The sequence below is a fragment of the Phaeobacter sp. NW0010-22 genome, assembly GCF_040365955.1.
Classification (GTDB): domain Bacteria; phylum Pseudomonadota; class Alphaproteobacteria; order Rhodobacterales; family Rhodobacteraceae; genus OMPR01.
This window is the reverse complement of record NZ_BAABWT010000001.1, coordinates 119,404-137,687: the sequence shown is the minus strand read 5'-3', so window position 1 is coordinate 137,687 and position 18,284 is coordinate 119,404. Positions and strand designations below refer to the sequence as shown.

18 protein-coding genes are annotated in these 18,284 nt (G+C 56.6%); 6 read left to right on the top strand and 12 right to left on the bottom strand.

Annotated features, from left to right (window positions below):
• Positions 1-65 precede the first annotated feature (65 nt).
• Positions 66-2,975: an isoleucine--tRNA ligase gene (gene ileS / locus ABWV33_RS00525; RefSeq protein ID WP_353328575.1), complete on the bottom strand. Its 2,910-nt coding sequence runs from the start codon at positions 2,973-2,975 to the stop codon at positions 66-68.
• Positions 2,976-3,190: 215 nt separating this feature from the next.
• A complete protein-coding gene (locus tag ABWV33_RS00520; RefSeq protein ID WP_353328573.1) occupies positions 3,191-3,901 on the bottom strand; it encodes a VIT1/CCC1 transporter family protein in 711 nt (236 codons plus the stop codon).
• Between the two features lie 139 nt (positions 3,902-4,040).
• Here ABWV33_RS00520 and ABWV33_RS00515 point away from each other — a divergent pair, with 139 nt between their 5' ends.
• Positions 4,041-4,463 carry a group III truncated hemoglobin gene (locus ABWV33_RS00515; protein WP_353328571.1) on the top strand — a complete coding sequence of 141 codons (423 nt, stop codon included), beginning with the start codon at positions 4,041-4,043 and terminating at the stop codon, positions 4,461-4,463.
• Here the strand turns inward: ABWV33_RS00515 and ABWV33_RS00510 are convergent.
• From ABWV33_RS00510 to ABWV33_RS00500, 3 genes are read right to left on the bottom strand one after another with little or no spacing between them, the layout of a single operon-like run.
• The gene (locus ABWV33_RS00510) at positions 4,455-5,453 is read right to left on the bottom strand and encodes a YcjF family protein (RefSeq protein WP_353328569.1); all 999 of its coding nucleotides are present in this window, start codon (positions 5,451-5,453) and stop codon (positions 4,455-4,457) included. The two genes, ABWV33_RS00515 and ABWV33_RS00510, sit on opposite strands and share 9 nt — an antisense overlap.
• On the bottom strand, positions 5,450-5,902 hold the full coding sequence (locus ABWV33_RS00505; RefSeq protein ID WP_353328567.1) for a GNAT family N-acetyltransferase: 453 nt from the start codon (positions 5,900-5,902) through the stop codon (positions 5,450-5,452). Before ABWV33_RS00505 ends, ABWV33_RS00510 begins: the two co-directional genes overlap by 4 nt.
• On the bottom strand, positions 5,899-7,314 hold the full coding sequence (locus ABWV33_RS00500) for a YcjX family GTP-binding protein (protein ID WP_353328566.1): 1,416 nt from the start codon (positions 7,312-7,314) through the stop codon (positions 5,899-5,901). The genes ABWV33_RS00505 and ABWV33_RS00500 overlap by 4 nt, the downstream gene beginning before the upstream one ends.
• Before the next feature lie 88 nt (positions 7,315-7,402).
• Here ABWV33_RS00500 and truA point away from each other — a divergent pair, with 88 nt between their 5' ends.
• Positions 7,403-8,170, top strand: coding sequence for a tRNA pseudouridine(38-40) synthase TruA (truA, locus tag ABWV33_RS00495; protein WP_353328564.1), 768 nt, complete (start codon positions 7,403-7,405; stop codon positions 8,168-8,170).
• On the opposite strand, the gene ABWV33_RS00490 is transcribed toward truA, so the two are convergent.
• Together ABWV33_RS00490 and ABWV33_RS00485 are read right to left on the bottom strand one after the other, a co-directional pair.
• Entirely contained in the window at positions 8,171-8,977 is an 807-nt protein-coding gene (locus ABWV33_RS00490; RefSeq protein WP_353328562.1) for a thioesterase family protein, read from the bottom strand. It lies immediately after the preceding gene.
• Between the two features lie 10 nt (positions 8,978-8,987).
• Positions 8,988-10,223, bottom strand: a complete 1,236-nt coding sequence (locus ABWV33_RS00485) for an acyl-CoA dehydrogenase family protein (protein ID WP_113821849.1) — start codon at positions 10,221-10,223, stop codon at positions 8,988-8,990.
• 129 nt (positions 10,224-10,352) lie between these two features.
• Between ABWV33_RS00485 and ABWV33_RS00480 the strand changes: the two genes are divergently transcribed.
• Positions 10,353-11,288, top strand: coding sequence for a 2-hydroxyacid dehydrogenase (locus tag ABWV33_RS00480; protein WP_353328560.1), 936 nt, complete (start codon positions 10,353-10,355; stop codon positions 11,286-11,288).
• 59 nt (positions 11,289-11,347) lie between these two features.
• Here ABWV33_RS00480 and gcvH read toward each other — a convergent pair whose 3' ends face one another.
• Together gcvH and ABWV33_RS00470 are read right to left on the bottom strand one after the other, a co-directional pair.
• Positions 11,348-11,707, bottom strand: a complete 360-nt coding sequence (gcvH, locus tag ABWV33_RS00475) for a glycine cleavage system protein GcvH (RefSeq protein ID WP_113821851.1) — start codon at positions 11,705-11,707, stop codon at positions 11,348-11,350.
• 79 nt (positions 11,708-11,786) lie between these two features.
• Positions 11,787-12,143, bottom strand: a complete 357-nt coding sequence (locus ABWV33_RS00470) for a hypothetical protein (protein ID WP_121999446.1) — start codon at positions 12,141-12,143, stop codon at positions 11,787-11,789.
• A gap of 209 nt (positions 12,144-12,352) precedes the next feature.
• On the opposite strand from ABWV33_RS00470, the gene ABWV33_RS00465 reads away from it, so the two are divergent.
• From ABWV33_RS00465 to ABWV33_RS00455, 3 genes are all read left to right on the top strand, one after another.
• Positions 12,353-13,186, top strand: a complete 834-nt coding sequence (locus ABWV33_RS00465) for a bifunctional allantoicase/(S)-ureidoglycine aminohydrolase (RefSeq protein ID WP_353328558.1) — start codon at positions 12,353-12,355, stop codon at positions 13,184-13,186.
• 96 nt (positions 13,187-13,282) lie between these two features.
• On the top strand, positions 13,283-13,606 hold the full coding sequence (locus ABWV33_RS00460) for a hypothetical protein (RefSeq protein ID WP_251134518.1): 324 nt from the start codon (positions 13,283-13,285) through the stop codon (positions 13,604-13,606).
• Between the two features lie 53 nt (positions 13,607-13,659).
• Complete coding sequence (locus ABWV33_RS00455) at positions 13,660-14,649, top strand: type I glyceraldehyde-3-phosphate dehydrogenase (RefSeq protein WP_113821854.1); 990 nt, start codon at positions 13,660-13,662, stop codon at positions 14,647-14,649.
• 100 nt (positions 14,650-14,749) lie between these two features.
• Here ABWV33_RS00455 and ABWV33_RS00450 read toward each other — a convergent pair whose 3' ends face one another.
• The 3 genes from ABWV33_RS00450 to puuE form a co-directional block, all read right to left on the bottom strand.
• On the bottom strand, positions 14,750-16,177 hold the full coding sequence (locus tag ABWV33_RS00450) for a uracil-xanthine permease family protein (RefSeq protein ID WP_113821855.1): 1,428 nt from the start codon (positions 16,175-16,177) through the stop codon (positions 14,750-14,752).
• Positions 16,178-16,241: 64 nt separating this feature from the next.
• Entirely contained in the window at positions 16,242-16,730 is a 489-nt protein-coding gene (locus ABWV33_RS00445) for an ureidoglycolate lyase (protein ID WP_353328556.1), read from the bottom strand.
• Positions 16,727-18,145, bottom strand: a complete 1,419-nt coding sequence (puuE, locus tag ABWV33_RS00440; protein WP_353328554.1) for an allantoinase PuuE — start codon at positions 18,143-18,145, stop codon at positions 16,727-16,729. The genes ABWV33_RS00445 and puuE overlap by 4 nt, the downstream gene beginning before the upstream one ends.
• Positions 18,146-18,284 lie beyond the last annotated feature (139 nt).

The window sequence follows — 18,284 nt, the reverse complement described above, 5'->3', positions numbered from 1 at the left end:
GGCCATCAACAAAAAAAGCCTCTCCCATTTCTGGAAGAGGCCCATACTGTTTCATGTACCGAGACTTAGCCCAGTGCGTCGCTGCAACGGCCACAGGTTCCTGCGTGAGCGTGCTTTCCAACATCAGGCAAGATTTTCCAGCAACGCTGGCATTTTTCGCCTTCTGCCATTTCGAAAACCACGCCAACGCCGTCCGTTTCCGGCAGGCGGAACGCTTCGGCAGGCGCAGGGTCAGCGCTGATAGTCAGGCCCGAGGTGATGCAGACGTCGTCCATATCAACCAAGGCCATCAAACGACGGGTTTCTTCGTCTTCAACATGCACAACCGGGGCTGCCTCAAGGCTGGACCCGATGACCTTTTCCCGACGCTGCAATTCCAACGCCGAAGTTACGACACGACGAACACGGCGCACTTTGGCAACGTTTTCTTCGTTCTGCAGGTTTCGCCAGCTGGCAGGCGTTTCCGGGAAGTCGATCATATGGACCGAGCTCTCATCACCCGGGAACCGCTCCAGCCAAACTTCTTCCATGGTGAACACCAGAACAGGTGCCAACCATGTGGTCAGACGGTGGAACAGAATGTCCAGAACGGTCCGCGCCGCGCGACGACGGTCACTGTCGCCGTCGCAATACAGCACATCCTTGCGGATATCGAAGTAGAACGATGACAGATCCACCGTGGCAAAGTTAAACACGGCTGAGAACACGCCTTGGAAATCGAACTTGGCGTAGCCTTCGCGCACGACTTCGTCCAATTCAGCCAAGCGGCTTAGCACCCAGCGCTCCAATGGCAGCATGTCCTCGATGTTTTCAACGCGGTCCGCTTCGTCAAAGTCTGCCAATGACCCCAAGATGAAACGCATGGTGTTGCGCAAACGACGGTAACTGTCCGCGGTCCCTTTCAGGATCTCAGGCCCGATCCGCTGATCGTTGGTGTAATCGGTTTGTGCCACCCACAGGCGCAGAATGTCCGCGCCATACTGTTTGACGACCGTTTCCGGCACGATGGTATTGCCCAGCGATTTGGACATCTTCATGCCCTTGGCATCCAGCGTAAACCCATGCGTCACAACATTGCGATAGGGCGCACGACCTTTGGTGCCACAGGCCTGCAACAACGACGAGTGGAACCAGCCCCGGTGTTGATCGGTGCCTTCCATATAGACGTCAGCGATGCCGTCCTCGGTGCCGTCTTCGCGGTCGCGCAGAACAAAAGCGTGTGTTGACCCAGAGTCGAACCAGACATCCAGAACATCGAACACCTGTTCATAGTCATCCGGGTTGGCGGCGTCGCCGATGAACCGTTCCTTGGCCCCGTCGACATACCATGCATCCGCGCCTTCGGCCTCGAACGCCTCAACGATACGGGCATTGATCGCATCATCGCGCAGCAGGAAATCAGGGTCAGTGGGCAAGGCACCCTTTTTGATGAAACAGGTCAGTGGCACACCCCAGGCGCGCTGGCGGGACAGAACCCAGTCAGGTCGTGCTTCGATCATCGAATGCAGACGGTTGCGACCGTTCGCCGGGGTCCATTTCACCAGCTCGTCGATCGAGGTCAACGCCCGATCCCGGATGGTTTTGCCATAGGTATCCTGACCGTCGCCCACCGCGCGGTCCACTGATGCAAACCACTGTGGCGTGTTGCGGAACACGATAGGCGCCTTGGAGCGCCACGAATGCGGATAACTGTGGGTCACACGACCGCGCGCGATGATGCCACCGGCTTCAACCAGCTTGGCGATCACAGCGTTGTTGGCTTTGCCCTCTTTGCCCTTGCGGTCAAAAACTTGCAGACCAGCAAAGAACGGCACATGCGGCAGGAACTCGGATTCTTCGCCCACGTTGTGGGTCATCCGGTCGATCCAGTTGCGCGCGACAAAGGCTTCATAGTCATCGGCACCGTGGCTGGGTGCGGTGTGTACAAATCCTGTACCCGCATCATCCGTCACGTGATCGCCATCGATCATCGGAACCTCATAGTCCCAATAACCTTCGGCCCCATCTGCCCCATTGAACGGGTGCTTACAGATCAGGCCATGAAATTCAGCCGCCTGCACGTCACGGACCTTGGTGTATTCCGTGACACGTGATTTACCCAACGCATCCGCCGCCAACGCATCTGCAAAAAGGTATAGCTCACCTGGGTTGGTCCAGCTTTCTTCCTCGGTCGCGTCTACACGATACAGGCCATAAGCCACCTTGTTGTTATAGGCGACCGCCTTGTTCGACGGGATCGTCCACGGGGTCGTGGTCCAGATCACAACACGCGCCTCGGCCAGATCACCCTCAGCATTCTGGAACGCAAACGGAACCCAGATCGTGTGCGATTTGTGATCGTGATACTCGATCTCGGCTTCGGCCAGCGCGGTTTTTTCCACCGGCGACCACATCACAGGCTTAGAGCCCTGGTACAGCGTGCCATTCATCAGGAATTTCTGGAATTCACCCGCAATCACTGCCTCGGCGTGATACGCCATGGTCAAATAGGGATCAGCCCAATTGCCAGTGATGCCCAAACGCTTGAATTCCTCACGCTGGATATCCACCCAGCCTTCGGCGAACTTGCGGCATTCCTGACGGAAATCGACGACATCAACGTCGTCCTTGTTCTTGCCCTTTTTGCGATACTGTTCCTCGATCTTCCACTCGATCGGCAGGCCGTGGCAATCCCAACCCGGCACATAGCGCGCGTCATGACCCATCATCTGATGGGAGCGCACGATCATGTCTTTGATGGTCTTGTTCAGCGCGTGGCCGATGTGCAGGTGACCGTTCGCATAAGGAGGGCCATCATGCAGGGTAAAGGGCGTCCGCCCCTCTTTTTCGCGCAAACGGTCATAGACACCGATCTTTTCCCAACGGGCCAGCCATTCGGGCTCGCGCTTGGGCAAGCCAGCGCGCATTGGGAAATCGGTCTTGGGCAGGTTCAGCGTGGATTTGTAGTCGGGCGTTTCAGGAGTGTCGGCGCACATGTGTGGCGTCCTTTGGATCAGCGTATCAGGGGAACGGTTTGGGTCGGCGCGAGTTCTCAAACACCTTTGCCCGGCGTCTCGTCTATCAGAGCGCCGGGTTTATAATTCGAATAATGATCGACATACCAAACATCTTGGGTCGGCTTATAGGCCGGGTTTGCGACCCCGTCCAGAGGGCCCGGTTGCCGCAGGTTGGTTTCCCTGATCCCAGTGCTTCACTGATTGAATAGCGTCCCAACACCATAGGCTATGCCCGCAGCGACACCCCCAATGGCCAGTGTTTCCGCCCCCGACCGCCACCAAGGCGCCAGGGACCAGTGTGATTTCAACGCGCCAATCGCAAAAAATACCCCCAAGGTCATCCAGGCCGAGTATGTAAAGGCATCCTCAAGCCCCAACAAAAAGGGCACCAACGGGATCATACCCGCGACGAGAAAGGCGAAAAACGTCGCCATCGCAGCCCGCAAGGGGTGCGGGTCAACACCCCCAAGGCCGTATTCCCCATCCAACATAAGCTGGATCCAATTGTTGCGATCTGACGTGATTTCCTGTGTCGCGTCCTCCAGCACCTGACCACTCAGGCCCTTTTGGCTCAGGATCTCGCGCACTTCTTGGCGTTCGCCATCGGGGTATCGCGCAATGTGACGCTCCTCAATTGCGCGCAGGCGTTGGATATTGTCCAACTCGGCCTTGGTCCCTGAATAATTGCCTGCGGCCATGGAAAAGCCGTCAGCCAACACATTCGCCAGCCCGAGAGCAACAATAATAAACGGCGACAAACCTGCCCCAGCAACACCAGCCACAATCGCAAACGTTGTCACAGACCCATCAATCGCCCCATACACCACATCCCGCAGAACGCCATGCCCCTTCGCCGTTCCGATCCGCTGCGCGATATCCTCTGGCTCGTGGCTGTGGTCCTGCATGGCTGGCTCCGATTGGCTGGCTAGGGGTCAGATCATCTTGTCAGCTTTAATGCATATCAGCTTTGCGTCAGGTCAAAGGGGGTTTCCCAGCTGCGATGCGCTCTCTATCTCTGAGCATGATAAACTGGTGAGACATGACATGACCGATCAGCCCCTGCCCAACCCGTTGCGCAAATTCGACATATCGGCAGAAGAGATAAACCGCGTCGTCGCGGTGTTCTATGGCCGCATTCGAACCCACGCGGTGCTGGGTCCGGTATTTGCAAACCATGTCACGGACTGGCCCGAACATGAGGAAAAGATCGCCGGGTTCTGGCGCAATGCAATCCTGCGCGAGGGTAGCTATAACGGCAACCCGATGCGGGTTCATGTGTCTCGCCCCGACATCAAGGCCGAACATTTCCCCGATTGGCTCGACCTGTTTTACCAAGTGCTATCCGAAGAGTTGCCCCATGATATCGGCCGCAAATGGGCCGTTCTGGCGCAGCGGATTGGCGAAGGGTTCCGCACAGGAATCGTGTCGATGCGCCAGCCCAAAGACGCACCTCCCGTATTATTCTGACCCCTTCGAGAACAACCCGCCAAGGGCGTTTTTAATCACCTTGCGTACCGAGGGTTGGTGACGCTGGGAAAATGGCAAGGGCCTGCACACTTCCATCGCGGCAATCCCAACCCGCGCGGACAGCGCGCCATTCACCAACCCCTCGCCGAAACGACGGGACAAACGGCTCAGGATAGATCCGCCAAGGATCGGTTCGAGCAGATCATCCCCAACCGCCACGGCACCCGTGGCCACCAAATGGGTGAAAACAGCACGGGTCAGGCGCCAGCTCCCCAAGAACCCGGCCCGCCCCCCATATATTTCAGCAATGCGCCGGATCATGCGCAGCGACGCCGTCAGCGCCGTGGCCACATCCGCCAAGGCCAATGGCACAAGGGCCGTTACTGTTGCAACTTGCCGGGCGGCGACTTCGACCTCGCGCAAGGCGGCTGCATCAAGCGGGGCCAACAGCTCTGCCTCGGCAAGGTCCATCAACGCAACCGCATCAAATTGATCCGATGTACGTTCGGCCAGCCGCTCGCGCCCCCAGCGCGTATCCTCTCGCCCGGAATACAACGCATCAAGACGCTTCATCACCGCGCGGGCCTGATCCAAACTTTGATCGGCCAAGGCAGTGTCAGCGGCCTGCCGCACGCCATCAATACGGCTCAGTCGACCAATCGCAGCAATTTCGCGGATCGCAATCAGCAACAGAACCACAACAAACGCGCCCAGCAACCCGGTCATGGCCCAACCCAAGATCGGCATCCTCAGGATCAACGAATTGGCGAAATCCCACGCCGCGACCGAGACCATCGCCCCGAGCACCGCCATCGCCAACCCCCAGAACCATTTCGACAGGGGGGATGGCTTGCGCGCGGCAACACGCGCGGCCATCTGCATGGCCTGCCCGGTTGGCGCCACAAGTTCCGGCACCGGTGGTGCATCAGCAACTTGGGGGCCCTCTTGCGTTTCGTCGTCAAGATCAATCAAAACCGGACCTTTGGTCATGCTGCACGCCCCTCGCGTTGCCAAACATAGGTAATGTTCGGCAGGTTTTCTTCGTTATCGCGGCCGTTTCCACGAACTTGTTCGGTAAAGCCGTGGCGCAGATAAAACCGCTGTGCCCCTATATTGGCCTGAACGGCGCGCACTGTCAGACGGGATACCTGCTGTCGAGCAAAAGCCAACAACTGCTGCCCAATCCCCTGCCCCTGTGCATCAGCCGCTACATAGAGGCTACAGATCTCATCCCCGTCCAACGCCATGAAGCCGACGGCCCTTCCGTCCTGCTCTGCGACTGTGACCCAACTCCGGTCGATCATCACTCCGCAAAAGGCGATGGTTTCTGCCAGCGAATACAGACCTGCCGTACCCTCTGCCGTATTCACTGAATCGTACAAAATCGCCCCTAAACTCCCCGTTTCGGTCGAACGCGCTGGCCGCAGAACAGGTGTCATAGCCGATCACCAATCAAAAACTGCGCCGCCCGATCTAGCCGGATATGCGGAGGGCCGTCGCCGGGCACCAATGTCAGGGGCGATGGCGCAAATGACATCGCCTGAAAATCTGCATCCAACCATGTATCTGCACCGTCTCTGGCCGGGCCCAACAGATGGCCGGGATCTTGTGGCAATTCACCTGGATAAAACGCGGCGGGTTTTCCGGTTTCCTGCAAAATCCCGCGAACGCAGGGCAAGTCACGCCCATTGTGGCTGCGAATTTCTTCGGTTGTGGCGCGCAAGGCCGCCAGCGACAAGGCCGAGGTATCGGCACCTGCAAACTGTGCCCGGTCACGGGCTTCACGGGTCAGGGCCTCGATAATCGCTGTCAGGCGCGCGTGTTGCGTGTGATGCAGGTGATCCGCTTTGGTCGCCGCAAACAGGATCCGGTCAATTCGCTTGCCCAACAGTAATCGGGTCAGCCACGCATTCCGCCCCGGGCGAAATGCCCCTAGAATATCCGCCATAGCCCGGCGCATGTCCTCGACTGCTTGGGGCCCTTTGTGGATGGCACCCAAAGCGTCAACCAATACCACCTGCCGGTCGATCTTGGCGAAATGATCCCGAAAGAACGGCTTCACGACCTGTGATTTATATGCCTCGTACCGCCGCTGCATTTCCCGATGCAGGCTGCGCCGGGGGCCGACACCTTGGACAGCAAGAGGGGCAAAAGTCAAAACAGGCGAGCCCGCCAAATCACCCGGCAGCAAAAACCGCCCCGGAGTGCAGTCATAAAACCCTTCGATCTGCGCGTCAGATAGATAGTCGGCAAAAGCGCGCGCAAGGCTTTGGGCCTCTGGCTCTGCATGGGCTGCTGCGGGCTCCGTTTTGGCGGCCAGTGCCAGAAAATCACTTGCACAAGCGCGGCTTTGCAGCCGATCCAATGTTTCGCGCGACCAGTCCTCATAACTTTTGTCCAGTAAGGCCAGATCCAACAGCCATTCGCCGGGATAATCCACAATATCCAAATGCACCGTACGCGGACCTTGCAGACCGCTCAGCAACCCCGAGGGGCGCACACGCAGCGACAAGCGCAGCTCTGATGTGGCACGTGTGCTTTCGGGCCAATGTGGCGTGGGGCCAGTCAGTGCACCAAGATGTGCCTCGTAATCAAAACGCGGAACCGTATCATCCGGTTGGGGTTGCAAATAAGCGGCTTCGATCCGCCCCTCTTGAGCCGCCACTAGCCCCGGCATCCGTCCCCGGTCCAGCAAGTTCGCAACCAAAGAGCTAATGAACACTGTCTTGCCTGATCGCGCCAGCCCTGTGACACCCACTCGGAGCACCGGTTCAAAAAACGCCTCGGAAATTGAGTCGCCTACAGATTCAACGCCGCGTATCAAATTGTCGGCGAGAGAAGAAAATACCAAACCGCTGCCCCTATTGCTTTGCTTCAAGATAGGAAGACCAACACGCCATGCCTAGACTTGTATCCATCATCACGTTACCAGCGCGCCCATGCCACGTTTTGCGTTAAAAGTCGAATACCACGGAGCACCCTTTGTCGGATGGCAAAGGCAAAAGGAACACGTTTCAGTTCAAGGCACGATTGAATCGGCCCTGGCCAAGCTGGAACCAGGCCCCCATACCGTCGCAGCAGCCGGGCGTACCGATGCCGGGGTGCATGGGCTGGGACAGGTTGCACATTGTGACATGACGCGGGATTGGGACCCCTTTCGATTGTCCGAGGCGCTGAATTACCACTTGAAGCCAAACCCAATTGCGATTGTCGCCTGTTCTCGGGTTGATGACGATTGGCACGCACGCTTTTCTGCGTTGGAGCGCCAATATTTGTTCCGCATCCTAACCCGCCGCGCCCCTGCGACGCATGACAAGGGGCAGGTTTGGCAGGTGAGTAACCCACTGAATGTGCAAGAGATGCAGCGCGCGGCCGACATGTTGCTAGGTAAGCACGATTTCACCACGTTTCGGTCAACCATCTGTCAGGCACTCAGCCCCATCAAAACATTAGATGAATTACGCGTTGAACAGGTTGATGGGTTTGCAGGGACCGAGGTGCATTTCCACGTGCGCGCACGTTCGTTCTTGCACAATCAAGTCCGCAGCTTTGTTGGCACGCTGGAACGCGTCGGTGCAGGGTCGTGGACACCCGAAGATGTGCGCGAGGCACTTGAGGCGAAAGAGCGCGCAGCCTGCGGCCCGGTTTGCCCCCCACAAGGGTTGTACCTTGCAGGTGTTGTGTATTCACAAGATCCGTTTGCCTGATCAGGCTTTGATCGGATGAAGAACCAAGGTTTGTAGCGCAACGCCTACAGGCCCTTGGGTGTCGTGCAGGATGGAATGCGACATCCCTACACCGTTGTCATGCCAATGCGAAATCGCTTCGGACGCGAGCCAGTTTGACACCGGCTCGCGATGGATCTGCAGCGTCAGGTCTGTGTTCATAAAACCCAGTTTAACCGGCGGGGCGTTCCACGAAATCCCGTTGCCACAATCCGCTAGCGCGCACATGGATTGGATCGGCGATGGATCTTCGCCTTTTAACAACGCAGGCGTGCGCATCCAAACCGTCTTGGGCCCTGGTTCGCGTGTCACACCCGGAGGAAAAGCGGTTTCCGTATATTGGCCAAACGATGGCTTGTCGTGCAGAGCCCCGACCAAGAGCGGGTCAGCAGGGATCGCATCCTCAAAATTCAACGGCTGGACCTGTGCGGTTGGCACGTCCGCCATGGTTTTCCGGGTCAAATGCATCGACGTGGCCGTCATGCACAACGTTCCATCCAGCCCGTGCACCTCAACCCGCGTGGTCGCCAAGGTGCGCGTGTTTCTGGTCAATTCCGTTTCAATAACCAACCCGGCGACGGGCAGCGGACGCAACACATCCAGCGTGAGACGGGTCAGCATTTTGTCGGGACCAACAGCGGTTTCAGCGGCCCGGGCCACCAATCCGGTCACAGGGCCGGCATGACAATGATCCGGGGACCAAGGTCCCCGTGCGGGGTCATTGCCCAAGAACACCCCCTCAGGAGTTTGCGTGAAATAGGTCGCGCCACCAAAGAGAGTGTCTTTCATCTTGTCACCTTCAGATTTTTTCTTGGGTGTACTTCTTTAGTTCAACACGCGCCACCTGACGACGGTGAACCGCATCTGGTCCGTCTGCCAAACGCAGGGTCCGCACATGTGTCCAAGCAATCGCCAGCGGTGTATCTTGGCTCACGCCAGCCCCGCCAAACATCTGAACCGCCTCGTCAATCACCTTGAGCGCGACACGCGGCGCAACCACTTTGATCTGACTGATCCAAGGTGCCGCGGCGCGTGGGTCGCCCTGATCCATATACCAAGCCGCCTTGAGGCACAGCAGTCGGGCCATTTCGATATCCATCCGGCATTCCGCAATGATGTCAAAGTTGGCGCCCAGATTGGCCAGCTTCTTGCCAAACGCTTCGCGTTGCAACGAGCGTTTGCACATCTGTTCCAATGCGGATTCCGCCTGACCGATGGCGCGCATACAGTGGTGGATACGTCCGGGGCCAAGCCGTCCTTGTGAAATTTCGAACCCGCGCCCTTCGCCCAGCAGGATGCTGTCAGCGGGCACGCGCACGTTGGTGAACCGAATGTGCATGTGACCGTGGGGCGCATCGTCATGGCCATAGACCTGCATCGGACGCAGGATTTCGATCCCTTCGGCATCTGCCGGCACCACGATCATCGACTGTCGCTGGTGCTTGGGCATCTCTTCGCCAGCGGTCTTCACCATGACGATGTAAACCTTGCACCGTGGATCACCGGCGCCTGACGACCACCACTTTTCACCGTTCAGAACATAGTCATCGCCGTCCCGCACACAGGACATACGCACGTTTGTCGCGTCTGAGCTGGCCACATCAGGTTCCGTCATCAGATAGGCCGAGCGGATCTTACCCTCAAGCAAGGGGGCCAGCCACTCTTGCTTCATCACTTCGGTGCCGTAGCGCTCGAACACTTCCATGTTGCCGGTGTCAGGCGCGGCGCAGTTGAACACCTCGGCGCCCAGCGGGGTTTTACCCATTTCTTCGGCGAAATATGCATATTCAACAGTGCTGAGGCCAAAGCCTTTGTCACTGTCAGTCAGCCAAAAGTTCCACAATCCAGCGGCTTTGGCTTTGGCCTTTAGCCCTTCGAGGATCTCAGTTTGACGGGCGGTATACTGCCAGCGATCTTCTTTTGCGATCTCGGCTTGGTATTCTTCTTCCATCGGCATGATGTCTTCGCGGATCATCGTCGCGACCCGATCCAGCAACTTGCGGTTCTCTTCCCGCATTCCAAACATCATGTTCATAAATTCCATCCTCTTCGATCCGGTAAAACAACGCTTTACCTTTGACAAAGAGGATGACTTAGCTGCCGGATGAGAGTCTAGACGTGTGACGGCACGTAATCGAATGGTTTGTCTACAAAGGAAAGAAACATGGCGCTGCTGATCGATATCGGGATAACGGGATGGATGGAAGAAAGCGATCTGGCGGCGCAGGTGTTGGCCAGTATGCCCGACGCCGATGTGCGCATCAGCACGGATATGGGCAACCCTGAAGACATCACAATGGCAGCGGTTGTCAGTCTGAACTCGGATCGCACAGCGCAGCTGCCGAACCTGCAACTGGTTCAAAAACTGGGGGCTGGGGTGGAAACCATCGTCAATCATCCCGCCCTTGCCGATCATGTTCGGGTCACCCGGTTAAAACCCGATGCGCCTGCGCGTGAAATTGCCGAATGGTTTCTGGCCTACGTTTTAAGGGCACAACGCCACCTGTCCGAACACGCCGCATCGCAATCCAATGCCGCGTGGGAACCCATAGAACCCCGATATACCCCTGATACGGTGGTGGGCGTGCTTGGGCTTGGCCATATTGGCAGTCGCTCAGCCGGAATGTTGCGCGACATCGGCTTCAAGGTCAAAGGATGGAGCCGATCCCCCAAAACCATCGAAGGCGTTGACTGCCTGCATGGGTATGACGCCCTGCCAGCCATGTTGGGGGAATGTGATTTTGTGTGCGCCATCCTGCCATCCACCGAAGACACGCGCGGGCTTTTTGATCGCGCATTGCTATCGAAAATGAAGCCTGGCAGCCACTTGCTGAACGCAGGTCGAGGGGATCTCATTGATGAAGCCGCGCTGATGGTGGCATTGGACAATGGCCCACTGGAGCATGCGATCCTCGACGTTGTGAGCCAGGAACCTTTGCCCGCCGATAACCCGCTTTGGGCGCACCCCAAAGTAACCATAACCCCCCATGTGTCCGGGTGGCATTTGGGCGAGGCCCTAAAGGATGTCGCAGAGAATTTTCGCCGTCTCAGCACCGGCGAAACACTGTTGCACGAAGTTGATCGTGCGCGCGGGTACTAAAGCTTCACGTCAGCGCCTCAGGATATCCCGAGGCGCTGAGCCAAGACCATAATCCGAATTTATCCGATGAAACTGTTGTATGCGGCTTCGTCCATGTATTCGTCCATGGGCGACAGGTCCGCTGGCTTCATCTTGAAGAACCAAGCATCACCTGTTGGGTCGTCATTCACCTTACCGGGGTTGTCAGTCAAAGCTTCGTTCACCTCGACAATTTCACCATCCAGCGGGGCCAAAATATCCGAGGCAGCTTTGACCGATTCAATCACGACGATTTCATCGTCTTTGACCACTTCGGTGCCAACTTCGGGCAATTCAAGGAAAACAACATCCCCGAGTTGTTCCGCCGCATGAGCAGTGATGCCAACCACGATCAGATCCCCTTCGGGCAACAGCCACTCATGTTCTTCGGTATACTTCATGTCTTCGTCTTCCCTCTTCTTTTGTTGGACTGTTTTAGGCTGAACCATAATTGAACAAACTCAAAATATAAGCTGTAAATCAGGGAACCGCGACCCAGTTTCCGCTTTTGTCTTTGCACAGACGGTTGCGCATCTCAAACGGTTTGGCACGCCCCTTGGGATAAGTTTGGTGCTGTAAGTAAACGCAGTTATTCCGAAGACCCTGCACCCGGACAACGCCCTTTGATTTCGTGTCGGCGTTGGACCAGGATTGCTGCTGCCCGGTCTGAGGTGTCCCCTTAGCAAGCAGGGCATCTGTTGCTGCATTCATCAGGCTAAAGTCTTCGGGGCTGAGACCGGTGTCCGCAATCATCTGAGACAGCGATTTCGCGTCTGCCTGCTGCCCATTGACGATTCCTACGGTTGCTAGAAAAATTGCCGAAATCAAATACTTCATAAGACCCTCGAATGGTTGAGCCCCTGCAAGCCAATTCAGCGGGCACCTTTTCACTATGGTTACACGGCCCACCCGGGCTTGTCCAAAGCAGACGCGGCGACAACGGTAAAATCTTCAAATTTTCCCGAATAAAGCTATCCGTGGTTCCCGGCTAGGAGCCGCCTGTTCTTTGCTCTCATAGTGGGCGCAACACGAAAGCGAGGTCGACCATGACACATCCCAAATATTATGCTCCGACAGGTGGCCACCCCGGACAGGAACAGCTGCTGACCGACCGCGCCATGTTCACCGACGCCTATGCCGTGATCCCAAAAGGCACGATGCGTGATATCGTGACTTCGAACCTGCCCTTCTGGACAAAGACCCGCGTCTGGGTCTTGGCACGTCCGCTCAGCGGCTTTGCCGAAACGTTCTCGCAATACATCATGGAGCTGCAGCCCGGCGGCGGCAGTGATCGCCCCGAGACAGATCCAAAGGCCCAAGGCGTTCTGTTTGTCGTCGAAGGCGCAATTTCTCTGACGATAGAAGGTGAAACCCATGTGATGGAACCGGGTGGCTATGCCTATCTGCCTGCCGGGTCCAAATGGACCGTTCACAACCATGCAGGGCCGATTGCCCGTTTCCACTGGGTACGCAAGGCGTATGAAGCTGTTGATGGTTTAGATCGACCCGAGCCTTTTGTGACTAACGAACAAGACGTTGCCCCCAATCCAATGCCCGGAACCGAAGGGCGATGGGCCACCACTCGCTTTGTTGAACCTGATGATCTGCGCCACGATATGCATGTGAACATCGTCACGTTCCAACCCGGCGGCGTTATCCCCTTTGCCGAAACCCATGTCATGGAGCACGGCCTCTATGTACTTGAGGGCAAAGCCGTCTATCGTTTGAACCAAGACTGGGTTGAGGTTGAAGCCGGTGATTTCATGTGGCTGCGCGCGTTTTGCCCACAGGCCTGTTATGCTGGTGGCCCCGGTCCGTTCCGGTATTTGTTGTACAAAGACGTCAATCGCCACATGCCGCTGACCCTTTTGCAACGTTAATCCGGGGCAAATTGTCAAAAACACAGGCTGGGGCTTCACACCCGGCCCGCAATTTGGTCAACTTCCCCAAATGTGACGTATCTGGGAGAACCGCAAATGAAGCTGCGTAGTGTTTTGATGGGGCTGGCGGCGACGCTTGCACTCAGCGCGTGTGAGATGGTGCCGACTATCAACGAACAGCCCAGTAAATCCGTAAACGTTCTGAGCAGAACATGGGCTGTGACCCAAGTGTCAGAGGCCCCTGTGATCTATCGGGCCACGCGCGACACAAACAACCTGAACCCTTTTGGCCCCCCTGCCAGAATGCGGACCACGCAAGCGATTGCAGCGGTCCAGCAAGCGACGGGATGTAATGTGATCAGGTCCAGTATGTATCAAAACATCTCGGGTCAGTTCTATACGCAGGTTGCCTGCAAGTGATCTGAGGCGGAACGAGGATTGAGGTCGGCTCCGGCTCCTGCCATAGCTTTGACATGAGACTCGCAATCAACGGATTCGGCCGTATTGGCCGCACGATTCTGCGGCAGGTGTTGGCCCTGCCGTCTGAATCCAATGTCGAACTGGTACAGATCAACGACATCGCCTCGCTGGAAACCTGTGCGTACCTATTCAAATACGATAGCACCTTTGGACCGTATCCGGGCGCGGTTCTGGCCGGAGACGAGGCGCTCATTGTGGATGGCCATTCCATCCCAATGACTCATACGCCTGATTTAACCCGATTGGATCTGACTGGCATTGATGTGGTCCTCGACTGTACTGGCATCGCTCGGACGTCAGATGTTGCCGGACGGGGTCTGAGTGCCGGCGCGAAGAAGGTTCTGATTTCGGGCCCTTCCCCGGCAGCCGAAGAGACCATTGTGTTGGGCGTGAATGAGGCGCAATTGGGCAATGCCCGGATTGTCTCCAACGCATCCTGCACCACCAATGGGCTTGCGCCACTGGTCAAAGTTGTGGATCAGATCGGTGGCATTGCTTCAGGTCACATGACAACCATTCACTGCTACACCAACAGCCAACCGATGGTAGACGCCCCCCGCGGTGATCTGGCCCGCTCCCGGGCCGGGGCGCTGTCAATGGTTCCAACCACTTCCAGTGCAACGCATCTGATCGATACGGTTCTGCCCCACCTCGCCGGGCGCATCAGTGGCGCTGCCGTGCGGGTTCCTACGGCCAGTGTTTCGGCTGTGGATTTGGTTGTGCAACTCGAAACCGGAATGGGTGAAGCAGAATTCCTATCTGCCCTGCAAAAAGCTGTGCAAACCTCAGCTGTGCTTGGCTGGACGGACATGCCACTGGTGTCTTCAGATTTGCGCGCACGGCCGGAATCGCTGGTCATTGCAGGCCCTGAAACCCGAATGGTGGGCGAAAATCAGGTCCGCGTTTTCGGATGGTACGACAACGAATGGGGATTTTCCGCACGCATGCTAGACGTGGCCAAACTGATGGCTGAAACCATCTGACCCCGAAACAAATCTAACCGTAACACGATGAAGCGGCGCATGGATTTATCCATGCGCCGACAGGCGTAGACGCCGGGCGGGAGCCCCACGCCTTTTTGGGTCAGTCGCCCGACAGGCTTCCTGATCCGTGACCAGACATACCGCCAGACACTTCTTCGGTTGCCTCATCCGCCAACTCTTCTGGCAAAATCAGGTTCAACACGATCGCGATCAGAGCCGCCGGTAGCAATCCCGAGGTCATCAAAATCCGCAGCGTGTCCGGCAGGTACTGCACTGCACCCGGTTCCAACTGCAGACCCAGTCCAATGGACAAGGCGATTGCAAAGATGACCATGTTACGGCGATTCCACACGACATCGGACAACATCGAAATACCCGCTGCAACAACCATCCCAAACATCACAATCACACCACCGCCCAGCACTTCGATCGGGACCGTCCGGATAATCGCACCGACTTTGGGGATCAGGCCACAAATGATTAGGAAGATGGCGCCAAATGTCACCACATGACGGCTCATGACACCGGTCATGGCGATCAGGCCAACATTCTGACTGAACGAGGTATTTGGAAAGCCGCCAAACAGGCCCGCAATTGCAGAGCCAAAACCATCGGCATATGTTGCCCCGGCAATTTCAGTGTCTGTCGCTTCGCGCCCTGCCCCACCTTTGGTGATACCAGACACGTCGCCTACAGTTTCAACTGCAGACACAAAGGCCATCAGACAAAAGCCGATGACAGCGGCGGTTGAAAACTCAAAACCGTATTTAAACGGCACCGGCAGCGCAAAGGTTGCAGCGCGGTCCCAGCTTGTCCCGATGGCCTCAACGGTGATCATTCCCATCATCAGGGCATAAACGTAGCCCACGATCAGACCCAACAACACGGCGGAAACCGACAGCATGCCGCGGGTAAAGAACTTCAATCCAAGCGTAGAAAAGATCACCACCAGCGCTGCGGACCAATTCAACAGGGACCCGTATTCGGGCTTCCCAATCGCTGGAACGCCACCTGCAGCGTACTGAATCCCGACTTTGACCAAAGCCAGACCAATCATCGTAACAACCAACCCCGTCACCAGGGGCGGCAAGGCAAATCGAACACGGCCAATCACAGTTCCCAAAAGCGCGTGAAACACCCCGCCAATGATAACACCGCCAAACAAGGCAGCCAGCGCATCAACGCCTTTGCCAGCAACCAGCGGAATCATGATAGGCAAAAAGGCGAAACTTGTGCCCTGCACAATCGGCAGTGCCGCCCCTACGGGACCAATCGTTATCGTTTGCAGCAACGTGGCAATGCCCGCAAACAGCATCGACATCTGTATAAGATACAGCAGTTCCGGAAAATCAGGGGAGTTGGATCCAAATCCAAAGCCTGCAGCGCCGGCAACAATGATCGCGGGTGTCACGTTTGACACGAACATCGCCAAAACATGCTGAATGCCAAGGGGAATCGCCTTGTGTAAGGCGGGGGTAAAATTTGGATCGCGCAATTCTTGCGGCGTTCCTATAGAAGTATCGGCCATGATCTCTCGGTCCTCCCTAATGGATCACATGGGGGTCTTTCCGCTTCTTTATCGGCGGATTCACTTAGTCATCGACAACCACATATGGATCGTCGAACCAGTGTTCTTGCAAATTTTCTCCGGCCCCGATCCGGTCAACAACGGCGAACAATCCGGGTCCGTGCAATGGCGTCAGCACTCCGTGCCACGTTCCGCGATAATAGTTCACCGCCTGCCCGGCCTGAGTCATGAACGCGCGCGGACGTCCCGGCTTGCCAGCTTCGTCAGGTGCTACAATCACAAGGAACGGTTGGTGTGTCATAGGAATGAACGCCTGACTTCCCTCGGGGTGACGTTCCACCAAATCTAACTGATAAGGCAATGCACGCGGGTTGGCATTGAAGAGGCTCAGCCCCGCACGGCCGTCGGCGAAATCCAATGTTGCCCGATCATGAAACCGACCGCACTGACCTTGGTTGATGATTTTATCGACCTCCCCGGTGATATCAATCAAGTCCCCAAAGGGTGCAAAACGCTCAGCCGAGATTGCTTCTATGCAGATTTGGCGGGTCATGAGGGTAACAGATCGCGCAAACGGAACTCGGCAATCCGTTCGACCTGAGAACAGGCTTCAGCGAACTCTGCGTTTCGACCATTTTCGATACGCCGCCGGAACGCAGCCAGAATGGAGGCTTTGTCGTGGTCGCGGACCGCGATGATAAAGGGAAAGTTAAACTTATCCACGTATGCTTGGTTTAGCATCGTGAATGTTTCTTTCTCATCATCGGTCAGTGCGTCCAAACCTGCCCCGGCTTGCTCCGCGCTACTTTCAGCGGTCAATCGTTTGGCTTGCGCCAGCTTGCCTGCCAGATCGGGGTGTGCAGTCAGAACCCCCAGTTTTTCAGTCTCTGATGCAGAACGGAACATCCGCGCCAAAGCGTTGTGCAATCCGCCAGCTGTGTCGTGGGCTGGCCCAAGTTCCAGATCAAACGCGCGCTCAGCGATCCAAGCAGAGTGTTCAAAAATCCCACCATAGGTCGCAATGAATTCATCCCGTTTCATGACGGACGGGCGAGGGTGTGACATGGGCGGGTGCGTTGCGGCCCAGTGCTGCGCGATTTGCAGGCGGGTGGCAAACCAGACGCCCTCTTGCGCCTGCGCGTAGTCCAAGAACCGTTTCAGCGCCATGACACGGCCCGGACGGCCGATCAAACGACAATGCAGGCCGATCGACAGCATCTTGGGGGACCCATCTTCGCCTTCGGCATAAAGTGCGTCGAAGCTATCTTTGAGATAGGTGAAAAACTGATCCCCGGAATTGAACCCCTGCGGTGTCGCAAACCGCATGTCGTTGCAGTCAAGCGTATATGGGACGATCAACTGGTCCCGATTTCCCTCTTGAACCCAATACGGCAGGTCATCCGCATAGGTGTCGGCCACATACTCAAAGCACCCCTCTTCGGCGGCAAGCCGGACCGTGTTTTCAGAACACCGCCCTGTGTACCAGCCCTTAGGGCTTTCCCCGACGACTTCGGTATGGAGCCGAATAGCCTCTCGCATATCTGCGCGCTCAGCTTCGGGTGTGGCATCTTTGTATTCTATCCATTTGAGGCCGTGACTCGCGATTTCCCAACCGGCAGACTTCATGGCCCCCACTTGATCCGGTGATCGTGCAAGCGCTGAGGCAACCCCGTATACGGTAATCGGCACGTCCCTTAACAGGCGGTGCAATCGCCAAAACCCGGCACGCGCGCCATATTCGTAAATGGACTCCATATTCCAATGTCGTTGCCCGGGCCATTGCGCTGCCCCCACGATCTCAGACAAGAACGCCTCAGACGCTTGATCTCCGTGCAGAACGTTGTTCTCCCCACCTTCTTCGTAGTTCAATACGATTTGAATCGCGATCTTGGCGTTCCCCGGCCAATTGGCTTGGGGCGGATTGGCTCCGTATCCAATCAAATTGCGAGGGTATCGTGCGTTTTCCATCTTAACGTTCCGGGCTGGGGTTTAGTTTAGAATAGAAGTATCGCATTTTTTCCCATCTAATTTTCAAATCAATTTTGACACATCCTTTTGGCTTTACTGAAAACCAAAGCAATGAAGATGCTCCCGCCCGTTGCGCGTG